This is a genomic window from Microcoleus sp. Pol10D4, from assembly GCF_036701555.1.
GTDB lineage: Bacteria > Cyanobacteriota > Cyanobacteriia > Cyanobacteriales > Microcoleaceae > Microcoleus.
This window is the reverse complement of record NZ_JAUBRA010000005.1, coordinates 38,085-57,402: the sequence shown is the minus strand read 5'-3', so window position 1 is coordinate 57,402 and position 19,318 is coordinate 38,085. Positions and strand designations below refer to the sequence as shown.

Annotated in this window: 17 protein-coding genes and 2 pseudogenes; 7 read left to right on the top strand and 12 right to left on the bottom strand. The window is 43.6% G+C overall.

Annotated features, from left to right (window positions below):
- The first annotated feature begins 25 nt into the window (after window positions 1-25).
- A complete protein-coding gene (locus QUA36_RS04540; RefSeq protein WP_333451545.1) occupies window positions 26-598 on the top strand; it encodes a Uma2 family endonuclease in 573 nt (190 codons plus the stop codon).
- 293 nt (window positions 599-891) lie between these two features.
- On the opposite strand, the gene QUA36_RS04535 is transcribed toward QUA36_RS04540, so the two are convergent.
- Window positions 892-1,971: a PIN/TRAM domain-containing protein gene (locus tag QUA36_RS04535; RefSeq protein WP_333161322.1), complete on the bottom strand. Its 1,080-nt coding sequence runs from the start codon at window positions 1,969-1,971 to the stop codon at window positions 892-894.
- 106 nt (window positions 1,972-2,077) lie between these two features.
- Window positions 2,078-2,317, bottom strand: a complete 240-nt coding sequence (locus QUA36_RS04530) for a hypothetical protein (RefSeq protein WP_333455829.1) — start codon at window positions 2,315-2,317, stop codon at window positions 2,078-2,080.
- A 53-nt stretch (window positions 2,318-2,370) separates the two neighbouring features.
- Between QUA36_RS04530 and hemW the strand changes: the two genes are divergently transcribed.
- The 4 genes from hemW to QUA36_RS04510 all read left to right on the top strand — a co-directional run bounded on the left by hemW (window position 2,371) and on the right by QUA36_RS04510 (window position 6,337).
- Window positions 2,371-3,714 (top strand): radical SAM family heme chaperone HemW, encoded by a 1,344-nt coding sequence (gene hemW, locus QUA36_RS04525; protein ID WP_333455827.1) that lies wholly within the window; start codon window positions 2,371-2,373, stop codon window positions 3,712-3,714.
- Between the two features lie 226 nt (window positions 3,715-3,940).
- A complete protein-coding gene (locus tag QUA36_RS04520; protein WP_333455825.1) occupies window positions 3,941-4,201 on the top strand; it encodes a hypothetical protein in 261 nt (86 codons plus the stop codon).
- 101 nt (window positions 4,202-4,302) lie between these two features.
- Window positions 4,303-4,575 (top strand): DUF1830 domain-containing protein, encoded by a 273-nt coding sequence (locus QUA36_RS04515; RefSeq protein ID WP_333161192.1) that lies wholly within the window; start codon window positions 4,303-4,305, stop codon window positions 4,573-4,575.
- A gap of 196 nt (window positions 4,576-4,771) precedes the next feature.
- Window positions 4,772-6,337, top strand: coding sequence for an FAD-dependent oxidoreductase (locus QUA36_RS04510; protein ID WP_333455823.1), 1,566 nt, complete (start codon window positions 4,772-4,774; stop codon window positions 6,335-6,337).
- Window positions 6,338-6,421: 84 nt separating this feature from the next.
- Here QUA36_RS04510 and QUA36_RS04505 read toward each other — a convergent pair whose 3' ends face one another.
- Entirely contained in the window at window positions 6,422-7,291 is an 870-nt protein-coding gene (locus tag QUA36_RS04505; RefSeq protein WP_333161188.1) for a lipid kinase, read from the bottom strand.
- A gap of 223 nt (window positions 7,292-7,514) precedes the next feature.
- Between QUA36_RS04505 and QUA36_RS04500 the strand changes: the two genes are divergently transcribed.
- On the top strand, window positions 7,515-8,813 hold the full coding sequence (locus QUA36_RS04500) for a HEAT repeat domain-containing protein (RefSeq protein ID WP_333455821.1): 1,299 nt from the start codon (window positions 7,515-7,517) through the stop codon (window positions 8,811-8,813).
- Window positions 8,814-8,943: 130 nt separating this feature from the next.
- Here QUA36_RS04500 and QUA36_RS04495 read toward each other — a convergent pair whose 3' ends face one another.
- The 9 genes and pseudogenes from QUA36_RS04495 to QUA36_RS04460 form a co-directional block, all read right to left on the bottom strand.
- A complete protein-coding gene (locus QUA36_RS04495; protein ID WP_333455819.1) occupies window positions 8,944-10,080 on the bottom strand; it encodes a DegT/DnrJ/EryC1/StrS family aminotransferase in 1,137 nt (378 codons plus the stop codon).
- A gap of 240 nt (window positions 10,081-10,320) precedes the next feature.
- On the bottom strand, window positions 10,321-11,031 hold the full coding sequence (locus tag QUA36_RS04490; RefSeq protein WP_333455817.1) for a sugar transferase: 711 nt from the start codon (window positions 11,029-11,031) through the stop codon (window positions 10,321-10,323).
- A gap of 441 nt (window positions 11,032-11,472) precedes the next feature.
- Entirely contained in the window at window positions 11,473-12,231 is a 759-nt protein-coding gene (locus QUA36_RS04485) for a class I SAM-dependent methyltransferase (protein WP_333455815.1), read from the bottom strand.
- Window positions 12,232-12,278: 47 nt separating this feature from the next.
- Window positions 12,279-13,358: a GNAT family N-acetyltransferase gene (locus QUA36_RS04480; protein WP_333455813.1), complete on the bottom strand. Its 1,080-nt coding sequence runs from the start codon at window positions 13,356-13,358 to the stop codon at window positions 12,279-12,281.
- Window positions 13,359-13,471: 113 nt separating this feature from the next.
- Window positions 13,472-13,862, bottom strand: a pseudogene (locus tag QUA36_RS31275) (sugar transferase).
- A 127-nt stretch (window positions 13,863-13,989) separates the two neighbouring features.
- Window positions 13,990-14,835, bottom strand: a complete 846-nt coding sequence (locus QUA36_RS04470) for a serine/threonine-protein kinase (RefSeq protein ID WP_333455809.1) — start codon at window positions 14,833-14,835, stop codon at window positions 13,990-13,992.
- Between the two features lie 30 nt (window positions 14,836-14,865).
- Window positions 14,866-14,943: pseudogene (locus QUA36_RS31270) on the bottom strand (4-Cys prefix domain-containing protein); the annotation flags it as partial.
- A gap of 34 nt (window positions 14,944-14,977) precedes the next feature.
- Window positions 14,978-16,114, bottom strand: a complete 1,137-nt coding sequence (locus QUA36_RS04465; protein ID WP_333455807.1) for a glycosyltransferase — start codon at window positions 16,112-16,114, stop codon at window positions 14,978-14,980.
- Window positions 16,111-17,301 (bottom strand): glycosyltransferase family 4 protein, encoded by a 1,191-nt coding sequence (locus QUA36_RS04460; RefSeq protein ID WP_333455805.1) that lies wholly within the window; start codon window positions 17,299-17,301, stop codon window positions 16,111-16,113. Before QUA36_RS04460 ends, QUA36_RS04465 begins: the two co-directional genes overlap by 4 nt.
- A gap of 249 nt (window positions 17,302-17,550) precedes the next feature.
- Here QUA36_RS04460 and QUA36_RS04455 point away from each other — a divergent pair, with 249 nt between their 5' ends.
- Entirely contained in the window at window positions 17,551-19,302 is a 1,752-nt protein-coding gene (locus QUA36_RS04455; RefSeq protein ID WP_333455803.1) for a glycosyl hydrolase family 28-related protein, read from the top strand.
- Window positions 19,303-19,318: the final 16 nt, after the last annotated feature.

Below are 19,318 nucleotides of genomic sequence, written 5' to 3'. Positions count from 1 at the left end.
TAATCCTCACCAACCTCCAAATTATATGGTTGCAAGTAAAAGTGACACCTACGTCTCCCCCGAAGATTATTTAGCAGGCGAGAAAGTCAGTCCGATCAAACACGAGTACAGGCAAGGTGAAATCTATGCAATGGCAGGGACCAGCAAAGCTCACGCCATCATTAGTCTCAATGCAGCAATTTTGCTGAGAAATCATCTTCGGGGAAGTGGCTGCATACCTTACGTAGCAGACATAAAAGTTCGGATTGAGGCAGCAGGTTGTTATTACTATCCCGATGTAGCGGTGACTTGCGATGAACGGGACAGAAATACTGCTGAAGATTTCATTATCTACCCGCACTTAATTGTGGAAGTTTTATCGCCGACAACAGCGGCTTTTGACAGAGGTGAAAAGTTTGCTGATTACCGCACTTCTGAAAGTTTGCAAGAGTATGTGTTAATCAATCAAGAAAAAGTTAGTGTAGAGTGTTTTCGCCGGAATGCAGAGGGTTTGTGGGTGCTTTATCCTTACACTCAAGGACAAGAAGTTCAGTTTGCTAGCGTTAATTTTAGCTGTGCGATCGAGACATTGTATGAAGATGCGATCGAGATTGGTTGATTTTAATTACTCCTGAATCACTGATATTGATATGATTGAACCGCGAAGACGCTAAGGACGCGAAGGAAGAGAAAAGAAGAAGAAGCTGGTAATTGCTATTTTTTCTTGCTGGCTTTCCAAGTGCCACCGTAGAAGTAAAAAGGATTGTTTTTACTTACCGATTCCCAACATTTAAGACACAAAAAAAACCACTGCCCCGACTCGTCATACCGGGCGCGGTAGAGAGTCGGGGCAGATTGGGAACACCGATCGCAATATTTGATTCTGATTGCCCTGGCCATTGTTACTCAGTTTTAAACAATAACGGATTCTTGAGGACGGGCGAATATCATGCGGCCGGCGCTTGTTTGCAGGGCGCTGGTGACTACGACTCTGGCTTCGCCGCCGACATAGCTGCTTCCTGCTTCTACGACAACCATTGTGCCGTCATCCAAGTAACCGATTCCCTGAGAGGGTTCTTTGCCTTCTTTGCGGATTTTTAGTTCGATCGTATCTCCCGGCAAATAAGTCGGGCGCACCGCATGAGTCAAATCGTTGATATTCAAAACCGGCAGTTTTTGGACGGTAGCTACTTTTGATAAGTTGTAATCGTTGGTGAGCAAAATGCCGTCGATATCTAAAGCAAATCGGACTAATTTCGCATCGACTGTGGCAATATCTTCGTAGTCAGCCGAGTGAATTTGAATCCGTTCTGGATATGTTTCTTTGATGCGGTTGAGTACATCTAAGCCGCGGCGTCCGCGCACTCGCTTTTGATCGTTGGCGGAATCAGCTACCAGTTGCAGTTCTTGGAGCACGAATTGCGGCACGATAATTTGACCTTCGAGGAAACCAGTTTCTAGCAAGTTTTCAATTCGGCCGTCAATAATGCAGCTAGTATCGACAACTTTGGCAGTTGCTGGTTTGAAAGTACCTTCGGCTACCAACACCGTGTCAAAGCTTTTGGGGTTGATCAGCCGCAAGAAAGCGCGGCCGTGGGTGTCGGTCAAACTGACGCCTGTGAAGCCGAACATGACGCTACCCAAGACTGCGACTAAAGGTTTGATGAAGCCGAACTCGCGGGGAATTGGCAGCAGGAACAGCGGAGCCAGCATTAAGTTCGCTACTAGCAGTCCGATGATTAAGCCGATCGCCCGCGTCAGCAGCATCTCGACTGGCATATCGCGGACTTGTTTTTCCAAGCGCCGATAGGTTGTTTGAGCCACTAATCCCATCACGAAGCCGATTAATGCTCCAAAGGAACCTAGTACAGAACTTAAACCTTGTATATTTGTAACTTGCTCCAGCAGCTCGATCGGCAGGAGTTCGACTCCGTAATAGCCGATGCCTCCGCCTGCGATTATGAATGAGATTATTATGATTGCGTCTAGCATTAGTTCTAGGTTAATGAATTTATTCACATTATATCTTTGCAGTGCTGATACTTGTTTTCATGCTTTGGTCGGATATCGCCATATTTACTCAGGGACTTTCATAAACTTATATTTCGCGGTTGTACCCTTTGGGGGATGTGCCAGCGAGTCGCTCGGAATTTACCACGCCCCGCCGAAAGCAGGCACGAGGTGCGAATAGACCGCGCTGCGGGCTGTTGGGGAATTGTGGTCGATCAAAATCGTACGAGGTTAAATTATAAAGAGCCGTAGCACGGGCGAGGGCGGGACGGCATCGTTCGCAGCGCTTTTTTGCTAAGAAAATGTCATAATATACATAATTATTCATGATTGTTTAATTAAAACTTTAGATTTGAAGTTGCGCTTTCGGCTTGAAATGTAATGAACCCTACCACAGATTATTTAACATTTGAATTAAAAAAAAGTGTGCAAGCGACAAATTCCGGCATTCCCACTTCAGCTTACCTGCACATACCTTTTTGTCGCCGCCGCTGTTACTACTGCGATTTTCCGGTTTTTGTGGTGGGCGATCGCAAAAATGGCGAGAATTCCGGCACCATAGTCCAATACGTTGCTGTACTGTGTCAAGAAATTCAAGAAACTAAAAATTTAGGCGCATCTCTCAAAACAGTTTTTTTTGGTGGCGGCACGCCTTCACTGCTTTCTGTCAGTCAGTTGAGCAATATTTTAGAGACTCTCGACGGCCAATTTGGGATTGCTGCTGAGGCGGAAATTTCTATAGAAATAGACCCTGGTACGTTTACTTTAGAACAATTGCGGGGATATGCAGCGGCGGGAGTAAATCGAGTGAGTTTGGGAGTGCAAGCTTTTCAGGATGAATTGCTGCAAGCTTGCGGACGATCGCACTCGGTCGCTGATATTTTTGAAGCAGTGGAAATAGTGCGATCGGCTGGTATTGTCAATTTCAGTTTAGACCTAATTTCGGGACTGCCACACCAAACTTTAGAACAGTGGGAAGCTTCCCTGAAATCTGCAGTGGAAATTAGCCCGACTCACCTGTCGAGTTACGACTTAATTGTTGAGCAGGGAACTGCTTTCGGGCGCTACTTTGAAGCAGGCGCGCAGCCGCTACCAGCAGATGACACCGCTGCTCAAATGTACCGTTTAGCGCGGGAAATTCTGACCGGTGCTGGATACGAACATTACGAAATTTCTAATTACGCTCGATCGGGCTATCAGTGCCGCCACAACCGCGTTTATTGGGAAAATCGCCCTTATTACGGTTTGGGAATGGGGGCGGCGAGTTACGTGGAAGGCCGGAGGTTGACAAGGCCTCGCAAAACTCAAGAATATTATCAGTGGGTGCGATCGATCTCTGGCCTAAATTCCCCTGCTACTCCTCAAATTGGAGTGGAAACCCAGCCAGATATTTACCCAGCAATTGAGCCAAATTTTCAAGTTTCAGAAAATGACATTTTGTTAGAAACGCTGATGCTAGGTTTGCGTTTAGCAGAAGGAGTTAGCCTGTCGGCGCTGACTCAAAAGTTTACTCAGCAAACGGTTGATAAAATTTGGCGTTGTTTGCAGCCCTACTGGCGACAAGGATGGGTGGAAATTGGGCGATCGGATGGATCGATCTCAACTTTAGGCGAGGGCGCGAAACTGCCACTTTCTGGCAATTTGAGGTTGAGCGATCCCGAAGGCTTTTTATTTTCTAATACAATTTTAGCCGATTTGTTCAGCCAGTTAGGCGAGGATAATTAGCTCTGTCTGAGGAAGTATATCCCCAGCAAGCGCGATCGACCCTAAAGCCGGGGCCGCCAATGCGAGCGGAAGGAAATTTAATTGCTCCCTAGCTTGATCATCTCAAAAATAATATATTTTATATCGATCCCTAAACAAAACTTAAAGGCGAACTAAGCCTTGAGATAGAGGCCACGACTGCACTCCAGCCGTCATACTTAAGACTGAACATTTAAAAAGTAATTTAATGAACACTTTAACTATCGATCGCAACAAAACCCAAAACCAGCCCTGCGTTGTAATTAGCGAGCGCGGATGCAATCCGGCTTCCAAGTGTAATTTTTGTGGTCACTACCAACAGGCAAGAGGTTCTGTCGGTCACTGTCAATTGTTGAACGCACCTGTTAAGGGAGGATGGAAATCTTGCACTTTAGCAATGCCGGCTTTTGCACCTTCTTGGGAATACGTGGAAGGCGCTGATGTTTCCCAGGCGAAATTTATTAATTAACCCAAATAATGTAAAAAAAATGTGTTTTAACGGGTAATATGCTATATTAAGTTTAGGCTTGTAGCCGATCGCTCGCACAATTGCACAAACAAGTTAAAAAAATGAATTTGACACTAAATCAGGTACTTTCCGAAGGTCATACGCGCATTTTGTGTTGGTATCTTAATAATACTAGCAAAGTGCAAATCGCTCGCATTACAAATATTCCTAATTGGTATTTTGAGCGGACAGTGTTTCCGGGGGAACGTTTTTTGTTTGAAGCGCTGCCGGAAGCTCAGTTAGAAGTTTGTAGGAGTGCGGAGACGGGTGCGATTGTGTGCGAGCGAATTTTGTGCGATCGGCTGCGAGTTGAAGAATTAAGCACGGCTGATTAAAGATAATTCCTTAGACTTACCAACGAGAGGTAGAAACCCGGTTTTTTTTCATAAACCGGGTTTCTCTTTATGATTATTTGTATGATGATAAAAACTCCGTGATTCTCGCCACCCCATGCGTCAGCCCTAAAACTGTCGCAAATGTTAATCTAAGCTAAATTATAAAAAATCCACCACTCTTCAATCCTAAAACCCGATGTCCCTCACCGAACAAATCCTCTCCCAACTACCAGGAGACGCCCTCGGAGGCCTGAGAAAAGTCGATCGACTCTGGGAAAACCTCAAACAAAACACCGCACCAGCAGCCCAAGCAGTCCAACACAGCCAACAACCCCTCGAAACCCTCGACTTCGACATAGTTATCAGCGGCGGAACCCTAGGAATATTAATCGGTACAGCCTTAGCCGTGCGGGGTTGGCGAGTAGCCCTGCTTGAACGCGGCACCCTGCGAGGACGCGATCAAGAATGGAACATTTCTCGCAAAGAATTAGACGCATTCTTAGAACTAAATTTGCTATCTGTTGAAGAGATAGAAAAAGCCATAGCTACCGAATATAACCCAGCCCGCATCAGCTTTGCCAACACCCCCGACATTTGGGTGCGCGACGTACTCAACATCGGAATAGACCCAGTTTACCTCCTAGAAACCCTCAAGCAGCGATTCCTCCAATCAGGAGGAAAACTATTTGAAAACACCCCCTTTAAAATTGCCACAATTCACCCAGATGGAGTCCTTGTTGAATCGGAAAAGACCGATTTACAACTTGCTAAAAATTTATTTAAAACCCGATTATTATTAGACGCAATGGGGCATTTTTCGCCCATTGTCCGCCAAGCAAGACAAGGCAAAAAACCCGACGCCGTATGTTTAGTAGTCGGCAGTTGCGCTCAAGGATTTCCCCAAAACGACACCGGCGACATATTTGCATCCTTCACCCCAATGCAAAATCAGTGCCAATATTTTTGGGAAGCATTTCCAGCCAGAGACGGCCGCACCACCTACTTATTTACCTACATAGACGCCGACACAGAAAGATTCAGTTTAGAAACATTATTTGAAGAGTATTTGCGCTTGCTTCCCCAATATCAAAACGTCGAACTCGAACAGTTAAAATTCCAAAGAGCACTCTACGGATTCTTCCCCTGCTATCGCCAAAGCCCTCTAAAAACGCCTTGGAATCGCATACTCCCAGTCGGAGACAGCAGCGGTAGCCAATCTCCCCTCAGCTTCGGCGGTTTCGGCGCAATGGTGCGCCACCTCAAACGCTTGACTCTAGGAATTGAGGAAGCTTTGACAAGCGATAGTCTCAACAAAAATTCCCTGGCACTTTTGCAACCCTACCAGCCGAATCTATCAGTTACCTGGTTGTTTCAGCGTTCGATGAGTGCTGCGATAAATCAAAAAATAGACCCAAATCAAATCAATCAACTTTTGGCTGCCGTATTTCAGGTAATGGAAGAGTTGGGAGAACCGGTACTCAAACCGTTTCTTCAAGATATCGTGCTGTTTCCGGCTTTGTCACAAACTCTGTTTAAAACAGCAATTAGCCATCCCGGATTAGTTATGAAAATTATCCCGCAGGTGGGAATAGCTAATTTGCTCGATTGGATGGTTCATTATGTAAATTTAGGAATTTATACGGGATTGCAGCCTTTGGGGAAAGCCGTAGAACCGCAGGTGAAAAATTTAGCGCCGGAGCAGCAATACTATTTTCACCGATTAGTTGAAGCGTGGCAATATGGCGCTGGAGGCGATTATTAAGTGAACAGGCTCTCCGGCTTGTTGCACAAGAAAATTACTCGTTACCAGGCTCCAGCCTGGTAACCAGTTAATTGATATATTAGTTTATGAAGGAGCTATAACTGCTAAAGCTTGGGGAATGACTCGGAATTTTGCAGGGGTGTAAGTTGTGATTTCACCGTCAGTATTAATCGGACGGCGTTTGCTAGTATTAACCTCAAATTCTTGAGCTTGCAATGTGCGAACGTTATGCCGACTGGTATGATTTCCTTGCTTCATAGCCGGCAGCAAAGCAATGATTTCCCACCAGTGTTTTGTTTCCAAACTGTACAAATCCAGTCGCTTGTCGTCGATTGTGGCATCCTCGGCAACTGTCATGCCGCCGCCGTAATAGCGGCCGTTGCCAATGGCTATTTGAATAGTTTTAACATTAAAAAATTGGTTGTTTACCTTAATTTCTGCTCGGAACGGTCGCGCTGACAAAATTGTCTGCAAAGCAGTAAAAGCATAAGCTAAAATTCCCCAGCGCTGCTTCACATTTTTAGTCAGTCGCTGGGTAATTTGCACGCTCAATCCCAAACTCGCCACATTAAAAAAATGCTGGCCGTTCACCCAACCTAAGTCTATTAGCCGAACTTTACCGCTGGCAATTACTTGACAAGCTGCGGATAAATCTGTAGGAATTTTTAGAGTGCGGGCTAGGTCGTTAGCAGTTCCCATCGGCAAAATACCCAAGGGTAACTTGGTGTCTATCAAACCTTCTATGGCGGCGTTGAGAGTGCCGTCGCCGCCGCCGATTATTACTAATTCGACTTGATTTTGGTAGCGCCGAATTGTTTCGGGAAGTTCGCTGGCGTGGTCGGTAGATTCTATAATTAACTCAAAACCCAGTGCTTCTAATTCTACAGTGGCTTGAGATAATAGCTTTTGCCCTTTTCGGGAGTGCTGGTTTACTAAAAGTAGAGCTTTCTTCATTTGTTAATTTTTTATTGGGAATATGGAATATTTTAAATTACAAAAAGTATAGATCGATCGCTTAACTACATGAAATTAATGCTTTAGTTCGATTTAACCGGTTATGATGGATTGACAAAAATGTCAAAAGATGGATAATTGTAGCAAAAGATTCCTAAAAAGTACCTCCGGTCTGGGCTAGCAGCAAACAATCTCGCTTCTAGATCGAAGCAAAACTAAAATTATGTATAATTTTTTAGAACAAGCGCAAGTCGCTGCCGATCGCCAAAACTGGCCTGGGTTAGTCGAATGCTTGCAGCAAGTGACAGCCAAGGGCACCAAGCCGCAGGAACAAGACATTTTAGATCGAGCTGTCAGTTTAGCAATACAAGCCTTAGAATGGGGCGATTTTCAAGACCGTTGGGAAATTGCTAAAGTAATGCCCCATCTGGGAAATGGCGTGATCGCACCTTTAATTGCCGTACTCGAAGACGAAGACGCAGACACGGAGCCCCGGTGGTTCGCCGCCCGCATTCTCGGAAAGTTCGATCGCCCGGAAGTGATTCAAGCTTTAGTAGAATTAGTCAAAAATTCCGACGAAGAATTGAGCCAAATCGCCGCCGAAACCCTAGGGAATTTCGGCCCGACAGCCATAGAATCCCTCGCAACTCTCCTACTCCAAGAAGACTCGCGACAGTTTGCCACAGCAGCACTCGCCCAAATTCGACGCACCGAAACCATCCCACCGCTGTTGAGCGTAGTCGGAGACTCTCAAGTTGCGGTGCGGGCGCACGCAATCGAGGCCCTGAGCAGCTTTCACGACTCCCGCATCCCGCCGGTACTGGTAGCAGCACTCAAAGATCCGGCGACAGCAGTCAGAAAAGAAGCCGTGCGAGCTCTCGGCGCGCGCGCCTATTTAGATGCAGAATTAGATTTAGTTAACTTGCTCAAACCTTTGCTTTCGGACATCCGATTAGAAGTTTGTCAGCAAGCGGCGATCGCGATCGGGCGAGTGAAAACCGATGCTGCAGCGGCTGCTTTATTTGAATTGCTGCGATCGCCCACAACTCCGGTTGAATTGCAAATCGAAACAGTGCGCGCCCTAAGCTGGATGGAAAATGCAACCGCTTTAGCATATTTGCATCAGATATTAATGGCGCCATTTAATAACAAAAATCCTACTGTTTATCAAGAGATAGTCACTGTTTTAGGGCGAGTAGAGAAGCCAGAATTAAAAGCTGTAGCTGCTGAAATTCTGATTGATTTGTTGAAAAGAAATCATCCTGCCGTGCAGGAGGCAGTTGGCAAAAACTCTTTAGCTTTAGGTTTAGGAAAATTAGGAGATATGAGAGGGCTAGATGCTCTGATTTTAATGTTGGGCGACGCAGACAGCAGCGTCAGGCTGCACTGCATGGCAGCGCTCAAACAGCTAGGTGCTGCCGAGGCGAGGCAAAAATTAGAAAACTTAGTTAAGCAAGAGAGTCTCGAAGCAAGATTGAAACAAGGAATTGCGATCGCCCTGCAAGAATGGCAAGAAAATTAATCAAAAGGCAGAATACCTAACTCCCCAAATTCTTGAAAAATTCATGAATAGAATAGCGATCGCATCTTTCTTCTTCCTGACCTCCGTTACATCCGTTAGAGAATCTGTTGCCGAACTTCCTTCGGCTATATCATCGATGTTCTTTGTGAATTTGGGCGATCGCACTTGTCACCCGCTCTAAATCTTCATCAGTTAAATTAGAACCCGAAGGCAAGCAAAGTCCGTACTCGAATAACTCTTCGGCCACCGCACCCCCCAAACATTCGCAATCTGCAAATACTGGCTGTAAGTGTAAAGGTTTCCAAACCGGACGCGCTTCTATTTTCTCTTGAGCAAGTGCTAAACGAACTTGTTCTCTATCTGCACCGAAAGCTGCCGGATCGATCGTTAAACAAGTCAGCCAGCGAGTAGCTTTTCCAAAGGCAGCTTCCGGCATAAATTCAATTCCCGGCAAGTTTCCTAAAGCTTGTTTGTAAAAGTCAAAATTGCGTCGTCTAGCTTCCACTCGCTCTTCCAAAACCCGTAATTGACCGCGACCAATTCCAGCCAAAATATTGCTGAGACGGTAATTGTAGCCAATTTCTGAATGTTGGTAATGAGGAGCGGGGTCACGGGCTTGTGTTGCCAAAAAACGAGCTTTTTCTACCAGTTTTTGGTCATCTGAAACTAACATTCCGCCGCCGGAAGTGGTGATAATTTTATTACCGTTGAATGAGAAAATGCCTATTTTACCAAAGCTTCCCGGAGAGCGATTTTTGTAGCTAGCCCCTAGAGATTCGGCTGCATCTTCTATGAGCGGAATTTCATAAGTATTGCAAGCTTCCAGAATGGGGTCGATATCGCAACTTTGACCGTAGAGGTGTACGATAACAACAGCTTTGGGTAATTTACCAATTTTGGCTCGTTTGTCAAGAGCTGATCGCAATAATTCGGGATTCATGTTCCAAGAAGTGCGATCGCTATCGATAAAAACTGGTTTGGCGCCAAGATAAGTAATCGGGCTAGCAGTTGCAATAAAAGTCAGAGTCGAGCAAAAAACCTCATCTCCCGAACCGACACCAATTAATTTTAGAGCCAAATGCAAAGCTGCGGTACCGGAACTAACAGCCGCTGCGTGTTTTGCGCCAACTATTTCGCAGAATTCTTGCTCGAAAGCATCCACATGGGGGCCAACGGGGGCGATCCAGTTGGTATCAAAGGCTTCTTTGACGAACTCTTGTTCGAGGCAACCCATGTGAGGTGTTGAGAGGAGAATTTGTTTTGTCATTTTACTCTCGTTTAGGAGAACGATAGGCTGGAAAAAAGTTTGACTTGAGGAGTTATTCAGGCTGAATGTTTAAAAAATTGAGCCGCCCTCCCACTAAATAATTATATTTTTCTTTGTGTCGTTTTAGTTTCTTCTAGATTGAGCAATCAGAGAAGCCAGGGGTTAAATCCCCTGGCTCATAGCTTAAGTCCTTTTTAGAAGACTCTCAAAAATCTTTAGTCTGTTTTAATAAACGAACCGCTACCGGATTTCAGTGCTAGTTTTGCGATCGTCAAGCAGACCTGTGAATTCTGGGGCTGTAGCATAGCCTTCTTGGTTAATTCCGTCTCTTTTCAAGACTTTCAATACTGTCAGAAACAGAATTTTTAAGTCAAACCACAAACTCCAATTATCGACATAGCAAACATCAAGTTTGAATTTAGCATCCCAGCTAATAGTATTGCGACCATTGACTTGAGCCCAACCAGTAATTCCAGGCATAACTTCGTGGCGGCGTGCTTGTTCTGGAGTATAGCGATCGAGGTATCTGACGAGTAAAGGACGAGGCCCGACAAAACTCATGTCACCTTTGATAACATTCCAGAGTTGAGGGAGTTCGTCCAGACTGGTTTTGCGAAGAAATTGACCGAGGGGTATGAGACGCTGTTCGTCGGGCAGCAAATTGCCATCAGCGTCGCAATCGCTTGTCATAGTGCGAAACTTGTAGAAATTGAAAACCCGACCGTTTTTACCGGGACGGGGTTGGCAGAAAAAGATTGGCCCGCCCATGCGGATGTAAATGGCGATCGCAACTATTAATATTACGGGAGAGAAAACCAAAAGGGCGATCGCTGCACATAATCTATCTAATACCCACTTAACCAATTGGCTGATTTTTTTGGGATTTACTAGCTTATTAAGTTGCGATATTTGTGAGTTTGATTTGAGCGGTAGTAATTCGTAAATACTCATGATTCTACACCCCAGCAGCAATTTACTGTACTTCCCTGATTTTTGCAGGCTCCGGGTTTATACGATAATGAATTCTGTCAAATTTACAGAAACTTTAAATAACTTCGGTGTTTCATGAAGCTTTTGTAAACCTATGGTTGGGACGATCGCTGACTTTTACATAAAATTTAAAAAACGTCGCTGTTTTATGAATTTTTTGTAACATTTTGAGGATGGGGACGCTCGCTGACTTTTCAAAAAAACGTTAATTATGGTTGCATACCTAGTTCTACAGTCAAAAGAATCTCTGGCCGCTATCGGGCGGAGTGCACGCTTAACGAGGTATGATTGAGCGTTGCGCGATCGTTTACCAGTGTCCAACCTGTAACATTATGTCCGGCTAATCCACCTTGACACGCTCGCGATCGTAGTTGTTCATAAAGTTACTCACTTTACTAGAATTTACTTCTTGCAAACAAAGTAAAGCATCCCTGCCATTAATTCATGTTTCAAGGATTCTATGTCATCACACATCTTACCTTTGCCAATTTGATAACTAGAACCAACGGAAATTATTTTAAACCCGACTTGTGTCAAGATTTGGTGAGCCTCTTGTACTTTATACCAATATGGGTAAGGCCCGCGATCGAGTAGCGCCAAAAAGTTATATTTTCCGCCCAGCTTAAGCCAAGGGATATATTGAATTGAGCGATTCGATCCAGATAACCTCCTCAACATACTTAAATATGCTAAATAAAATACAAACGGACTTTTGATTCTCGATTCAAAACTTAAAAATGAGAAGACTGCTGTCCCCCCATTTTTGAGAATCCGATAAGCCTCTGTCAAAGCTTTTAATCTTTTTTCCTCTTCCTCTATAAAACACACAATTTGCTGCAAGTAAGTTATCTGCTCGAAACCGGAATTTTCGTAACTTAAATCAGTTGCATCCTCTTCAAAAGAGATAATCTGACTTCGATCTCTCTGCTTTGCTTGTTCGATAAATTCAGGCACATAATCATAGCCGTAAAGCTCTTGAAAACCTAAATCTTTCATTTCCCACAGAATTCTTCCCGCTGCCGTGCCAGCTTCAACTGTTTTTTCATTTTTCTTCAAATACTTGACAATTAGATACTTTTCGTCTTCGGTGAGACTTTTTTTATCTGCCCACAGATCAAATTCGACTGTACTGTAAACTTCTTTGTTGTTGATGAGTGACATATACTTTTCAATTCCTATTCAAAAATCTGACCAACTTTCAATTTTATTTAACTTGATTTTGTGCAGCGATAAGCAGGAAAAAATTTTGTACTCAGTAGTTCTTCAACCTCCGCATTTAAAGACTTTGCCTGCAATTCAACCAGATGGCGATATTTTTCTTCATTTATAATTAAGCGCAGCGTCAGAAAGGTGTGCGTCTGCTTAGAAAAACCTGCTTTAAAATGATAGAGAGTATCCTTGCCACCTCCAACACCTCCCCCCAAATGAAAAACTTCATTGCCACGTTCTTTAGCCCAAAATCGAACATAATCGAACATCAGCTTGCTGGGTGCTTGTTTAAAAAACTCGTTTCTGGTTCCTCCCAAATGATATTGAATTATTCCACCACACTCGGTAAATATCCCTGAACAAGTAACTTTTTCCTCTAATTCTACTATACACAAGTGGACTTTTTCACCTAGTTTAGAGAAATGCGAAAAGTATTCATCATCAAAATAGTACGATCGCCCAGCCCCTAACCGATCCATTGTTTCATAGTAAATTGAAATAAACTCGCCGATCGACTCCTGAAAAGGAACCATTCTAGCAGTCATTCCCGAACGTTTCAACTTATTAATACTGGTGCGGTGTTCCGATCGAGTTTGACTCCATATTTCTGCTTCGGAGAGTTTCAAATTAACAGATACAGTTTCTCCATTAACGTTGCAAATATCGGGAGATAAAAAATCATTGAAGCCGCTGTTAAGTATCGGATGCAGCCGAAAAAATGCCGAACACACTCCCTTGGCACGCAATGCAGAGATTAGCTGATTGATTGCCCCATCTAAAAACTCTTTCGTACTAGCTGCCTTATCACTCAACAGAATTCCCGGATAACCATAAGGGGAGACTACATCAAAAACTTCTTGTGTTGCTAAGCTTTGGTCAAATATGTGATCGCACCGACGCAACAAATAAGGCAGAAAAAATATTTTGTCATCTTCCGCTATCAAAATAGCTTCTGCTACGGCGTTGTACCTAACAGACTCTAAATATAGATACTCAGGCAAATGATAAATATCGTGGCGAAGTTTTTGCAGAGTCTCTAACCACAAAGAGTCTGATAAACCAATTACTTGAATATTCATTTGCTGCTCTCCAAAATAATAATTAATCTCCTGTCCGGTTGAATTGCTAGGGATTTCCTACTGATGGCGAGACGCGATAAATCGCCGTCTCTACAAAAAGCTCTCATTCGTTATTATTCAGATGCAACCGGAAACGATATACAAGTTTTGCGTGTAGAAAGCGACACATCTATAACGTGGCCGAGTTGAGGAAATTCGTCTAAACGGGTTTTGCGAAGAAATTGACCGATCGCGGTGATTCGCTCTAAGTCGGGGAGAAGATTGCCCTTCGCGTCGCGATCGCTCGTCCGAAGTGCGAAACTTGTAGAATTGGAAAACTTCGCCGTTTTTGCCTGGCCGCGGTTGGGTAAAAACAATTGGGCTACCCATGCGAATGTAAATGGCGAGCGCCACTATTAGTATCGCGGGAGAGAAAACCAAAAGCGCGATCGCTGCCACTAACCTATCTAATACAAACTTAACTAATTTACTCAATTGGATGCTTGGTGATTGGTCATTATTCATGGTCTATTCTCTACTTTTAGTTATTGGCTAACAAATTTATCGGTGTCAATTGCGCCCTTTCAAAGGATAGTTTTTCTGTGGATATACCAGCGCATTAATCTTTATATCCTTGCTCAAGCATTATAACTTATAATATTTTCAATTTATTGGCATCTAGTTCTTCCTTAATAATTCTTATTTCCTCCAATATTTCCCGTGCGTTTTTGTATCGCTCTGAAACATTAGGTGTCATCAATTTATCGATTAAATTGCCAGACCGCTCGGAGACCCCATTGATAGCATATTTTCGCCAGGTTAAAACCTTATATTTTCCATCGTACATTGATTCATCTTTTGGTTCTTTACCTGTCAGCAAATAAACAAAAGTTCGCCCTAGCGAAAAAAAGTCTGATTGAGGCAAACAATAATTTCTGTTTTGTTCGGGAGGTGTATAACCGTCTGTTTCAGTCTTTGTAAATATGAAGGCGCTGATTACTTTCCTTATATAGGCATAAGTCTTGTAGATTAAATCTCTTTTGATTGCCCCAGCAAAGTCAATCAACACCAGCTTACCACTCTTCTCGATCATAATATTATTTGCTCTTACATCGCGATGTAAATATTTCCGCTGATGCACAAAATTTAGAATATTTACTATCTGCTCTAACCATTCAATGGCTTGTTTCTGGTCAATAGGTTGGTGTTGTTGCAGCCATTCCTTTAAAGTGCAACCCTCAATTTTTTCCATGACAACGCAATGCAAACTCTTGCCATTACTTACCGGGTGTTGAAAGTAACAATCGGCCTTGGGAATCGCCGGATGCTCCAAATTTTTTAATACCTCTACTTCTTGCCGAAAAAGCTGTATTATTCTTGGCTTATTGTTGTAACGTTGCTGCAAAACTTTCAAAATTTTGGGCGTACCATTATCATCGACCAGGTAGATCGAACTATAGCCCGGATCGCAAAAATCGCGAATTAATTTTGTTACCAAATAGCGATTTTGCAACACTAAATTGCACCCGCAACTTTGACAATATCGCTCTCTGGAATCTACCAGCAAATTTCGTTGGCTGCAGTCTGGGTTAAGGCAAATACTCATAGCTGATTCCGTCTTATGCTTCGGCTGGTTGTAATTAATTCGATAAAGCTTCACTATACAAATTTCCGTATAGCTCTAAGATATGGGGCACGTCATAATTAACCATAGCTTCTCGTCCGCGCTTGCCCATTTCTTGAGCTTCTTTGGGATGGTCTAAAATCCATGCCATTGCTTTGGCAATTTCCTTCACATCTCCCAATTTAACCAGCAGTCCATTGCCATCTTTTAATAAATCGCGGGTGCCCCGAATTTCTGTACCGATAACAGGTACTTCCATGCACAAAGATTCCATGACGCAATTAGGAAGCCCTTCTTGGCCGGAAGCAATCACAGTAGCTACAGAGGCACGCATCAAAACGGGAATATCTCGCCGCAATCCCAAAAAATGTACTTGCTTTTGAATTCCCAAATTAGATGCGAGTTGCTGCATTTCCTGCAAAATTTTACCATTTCCGGCAAAAGCTAAGTGAACTTGAGGTCGATCGAATTGAGCTAAGGCCTTTAAAATATCCCCAGGACGTTTGCGGGGAATAAATTCAGCCACCGATAAAAACAAAGAGTTTTCCGGCGCCAATCCCAACTCTTGACGTACTCGCATTATTTCAGCTTCGGAAATAGCATTGGGATTAAAGCGATCGAGATTTAATCCAGTTCCGGGAATATAATGGACTCGTTCAGCAGCGATCAAGCCATAGCGCTTGGCCGATGCTTCATCTTCCCGATTAACTACTACTAAATAGTCCGTCCAGGGGCCCGCAATCTTTTCCAGTCCTAAGAATATCGCATTTTTATGCAATGCGCCCCCCTCGTAGAAGTGAAAGCCTTGGGCTGTGTAAATTACCTTGACTTTTCCCTGTTTTCTCCAATCATTAAGAGCGTAGCGGGTAACAAAAGCAGCTACGGGCGTGGAAACATTTACTAAATCGTATTGCTGTTCCAAAAATGCCTGCCGAATTTGTCCCGGAGCCGTAATCAAATTTTTGGGATCGAGGGGATTGCGCGACCATTCAACATCCCAAACGCGATCGAAAAATTGTAGGTATTCCTTGCTAGTGGACAGCTCTTTCGCCATCGCATCTACTCGCCAACCTTGACTCCGTAAGTGCTTGGTCAAAGGCAGAAAAAAGTCAAGGGTATCGGGGATAGTAGTAACAATTAAAAGTTTGTTCATTTTTTTCCCCTCAAGCATGCTTCTGTTTGCTCTCGCACGTAGCGATAAAATACCAGTCGCTGCTGGCGGAGAACTTCATCTGTATACTCTTTGGCTTTCTCCAAGTTACGAGCTGACATCTGCGCCATGCGATCGGGATCTGTTACTACCTCCCGAATTTTACTCGCTAAGGCATTTACATTACCAGGCGACACCATATCCTCATCTGGCAGTAATTCGGGAATGCCACCGACGGTAGAGCCAATACAAGGCAAAGCTCTTGCCATTGCTTCTACCATTGCTCTGGGCAAGCCTTCTTGGTATGAGGGGAGAATGAAAAGGTCGGCGCGATCTAACTGGGCGCGTACTGCATCCCCAGATGGCAACTGACCGAGGAAAGAAACTCGCTTTCCCAAGCCCAATACTTTAACCTGTTCTTCCAATTCTGCTCTGTATTTGCCATCGCCAACCATAATTAATTCGATATTTACTCCTTCCTGCATACAGATTGCCACAGCTTCAATCAAAATATTGGGAGCTTTATATAGTTGGGCTAAGGAACCTACAAACAGTAGCGTCAAAGTTCCTGTTTCCCGACGCAGGGGACGGGGTGCAGCCACCAGCGAAGCTTCTAAAATTTCTACATCCGATACACCAACCGATAAGTTGGGACAAGGATATCGTTTTTGTAAAGCATCTTTTGTAACGTAGGCAGCAGCGCAGGCTTCTTGGCATTCACGTCGCAAACCTCGTGGAAACCACCAACGAAAAAGAGGGCGCAAGGGATGCTTGATGGAACCGGGCGCAAATACATCATAAGGGTCTGCCACAATTTCTACACCGTAGGGATGTCGGATTTTACACAACATCGGTTGGATGCAGGAAGCTATTTGGGAACTTAGGCGTAAAATTACGGCATCGTCTGGGCCGACAGCGTTTCTGGCCGCCTGTTTGACTTTTCGCGCCTTGCGGAGATACTGCCAAGGGCCGATGTAGTATGGAATGGGAGCAAAGGAAACTCCCTCGCCGTCTGCGCGTTGCCAATCTGAAGGCACGCGGGGTACATCGCGGGTACGGGCTACTACGCTGACGTGATCGAATACTTCTAAGTAGCGCGTCCAGAAGCTATAGGGAAAGGTTGTTTGCGTCCACACTTTTCCCTCTGGCGTGCGATCGAACCGATATTCAAGGGTTACAACAACTTTCATCTATCGACAGCCCCTACAATTAATTTACTAGAAACCTTCTATTTCTAATATAGAATCGATAAAAAAATATTATTTTTACAGAAAATTTAAATTTGGTAAATTTCTTCTCCCTAACCTAAAGTTTTTTGCGTAAATAAACTATAATTTATAACATAGCATCTACATTAAGGCAGATTGTTAAAAATTGTTACAAAAATAATTTTTCTTCATGTATCGCAACTGCGATCGCTCCTACTGGAAACAAAGGCTATGAAATATAAAATATCAAAAATCGTGCTACTTAAAACCTTGTTGCTTACGGTAGGATTAGGATTTATAGTAATTTTATCGTTGAGGGTTTTAAATAAACTTAACACTCAACGACAACCCGATGTAACTGCGGAAAATGGACAGCAGTCTATCCCTATTAGAAGCGAGATAGCGCTGGCGGCATCTGCACGAGCGTCCCAATCAAAAAGTAATGCTGATTTACAGCAATCGTCTCTAAATGTTAGAGTTACTGCCCCGATTCAATCTACCAGGTTGGCAAAACCTGTTACTGTTTCTGTCACTGTTTCTGTCAAAGACTTTGGAGCTATTGGCAACGGCATTGCAGATGACACCAGCGCTATTCAGAAAGCAATTGATGCCGTCGATCGCTCTGGGGGCGGAACATTATTTTTCCCAAAAGGAATTTATCAAGTTAGTATTAACCCTGCGACCTTACAAGCTATTACCATTCGACCAAAGGTAATTTTACGCGGGTCGGGACATCACAACAGCATTATTAAATTAGCCGATAGCCAAGGTAATTATAGCGCGATTTTAGCAGGGGAAAAACCCAAAACGGATCTTTCTGATTTTGCTATGTATAATATTGCCATTGATGGTAACGGCACTGCAAATCGAGTTAGATCCGAATCAGAGCTTGAAGACAACACAAAGCATAGATACGCGCTCCGTATTTTTGCAGGTAAAAGAATTCATATAGAAGGCTGTAGATTTAGCAACCTCAACAACGTTAATGGCATCACTATAAACGGCGAACTATTAGTATCTGATGTGACGATCGAAAATAACATTTTTGAATTAATAGGTGGAGGCAGCGTCGATTACGATCACTCAACAATTTACAGCCATGCCAAAAAAGTGAGGATATCTCATAATTATTTCTCTTCCAGGAATGGTGCGGGAACACCTGGAGCAAGGACGGCTATTGAGATTCACGGAGATGACCAAGTTGTTGATAATAACATAATTCATGGTTTTACAAATGGTATATATGTTACGGGTTTCGCCATCAGTTCCAACAATCAAACGATCACTCATAATATCATCAAAGAAGCTTACACGGGTATTGCAATATGGTCTTATTTTTACAAAACTAATACTACCAATCCAGCTATCGGCAATTGCACAATATCTCATAATCAAATTAGCCTAAATATTAATGATTGGCGCAAATTGGGGGGTGATACTAGGAGCGCGGGTATTTGGTTAGAGCCAAGATCCGACGCACCGATCGAAAACCTAAACATTCTGAACAATCAAATTTACTTTAGTAATTTCTCTGGGAAGGGTAGTGGTGGCGACAATCTGGCTAATGGCATAAAATTATGGAGATATAAATTTCCCAAGGTGGTAACTAAAAATCTCCGCATTTTGGGAAACACAATTGAAAACTCTCTAGGTGGAGGTATTTATATATCCATGCCGATCGTTGGCGGGGAAATCTCCCATAACACTATTCTAAATCCGGGTCGAAGTAGCGGTTCTTTTAATGACTATTACAGAGCGGCAATCATTGTTGACGGATTGTTCGAGCGGGTGAAAGTTAATGACAATTCTCTAGTTGATAATCAAACAGCAAACACCATGAAGGCCGGAATTATTTGGGAGAGTAATTGCGTGGCTAACTGTGAGGTTAAGAGAAACTCTTTGCAAGTAGCTAGCGGTGATACGCTGCAACTTTTTCGATCTAAATCTAGTAGCAACAATCACAACGTTAACTTCTTACCCTAAAAACATCAAACTATTG

Bases quoted from the DNA above. Each gene is read 5' to 3' on its own strand.
- QUA36_RS04540 (WP_333451545.1), top strand. From the start codon at position 26: ATGGTTGCAAGTAAAAGTGACACCTACGTCTCCCCCGAAGATTATTTA.
- QUA36_RS04535 (WP_333161322.1), bottom strand. From the start codon at position 1,971: ATGCTAGACGCAATCATAATAATCTCATTCATAATCGCAGGCGGAGGC.
- QUA36_RS04530 (WP_333455829.1), bottom strand. From the start codon at position 2,317: ATGAATAATTATGTATATTATGACATTTTCTTAGCAAAAAAGCGCTGC.
- hemW (WP_333455827.1), top strand. From the start codon at position 2,371: ATGAACCCTACCACAGATTATTTAACATTTGAATTAAAAAAAAGTGTG.
- QUA36_RS04520 (WP_333455825.1), top strand. From the start codon at position 3,941: ATGAACACTTTAACTATCGATCGCAACAAAACCCAAAACCAGCCCTGC.
- QUA36_RS04515 (WP_333161192.1), top strand. From the start codon at position 4,303: ATGAATTTGACACTAAATCAGGTACTTTCCGAAGGTCATACGCGCATT.
- QUA36_RS04510 (WP_333455823.1), top strand. From the start codon at position 4,772: ATGTCCCTCACCGAACAAATCCTCTCCCAACTACCAGGAGACGCCCTC.
- QUA36_RS04505 (WP_333161188.1), bottom strand. From the start codon at position 7,291: ATGAAGAAAGCTCTACTTTTAGTAAACCAGCACTCCCGAAAAGGGCAA.
- QUA36_RS04500 (WP_333455821.1), top strand. From the start codon at position 7,515: ATGTATAATTTTTTAGAACAAGCGCAAGTCGCTGCCGATCGCCAAAAC.
- QUA36_RS04495 (WP_333455819.1), bottom strand. From the start codon at position 10,080: ATGACAAAACAAATTCTCCTCTCAACACCTCACATGGGTTGCCTCGAA.
- QUA36_RS04490 (WP_333455817.1), bottom strand. From the start codon at position 11,031: ATGAGTATTTACGAATTACTACCGCTCAAATCAAACTCACAAATATCG.
- QUA36_RS04485 (WP_333455815.1), bottom strand. From the start codon at position 12,231: ATGTCACTCATCAACAACAAAGAAGTTTACAGTACAGTCGAATTTGAT.
- QUA36_RS04480 (WP_333455813.1), bottom strand. From the start codon at position 13,358: ATGAATATTCAAGTAATTGGTTTATCAGACTCTTTGTGGTTAGAGACT.
- QUA36_RS04465 (WP_333455807.1), bottom strand. From the start codon at position 16,114: ATGAACAAACTTTTAATTGTTACTACTATCCCCGATACCCTTGACTTT.
- QUA36_RS04460 (WP_333455805.1), bottom strand. From the start codon at position 17,301: ATGAAAGTTGTTGTAACCCTTGAATATCGGTTCGATCGCACGCCAGAG.
- QUA36_RS04455 (WP_333455803.1), top strand. From the start codon at position 17,551: ATGAAATATAAAATATCAAAAATCGTGCTACTTAAAACCTTGTTGCTT.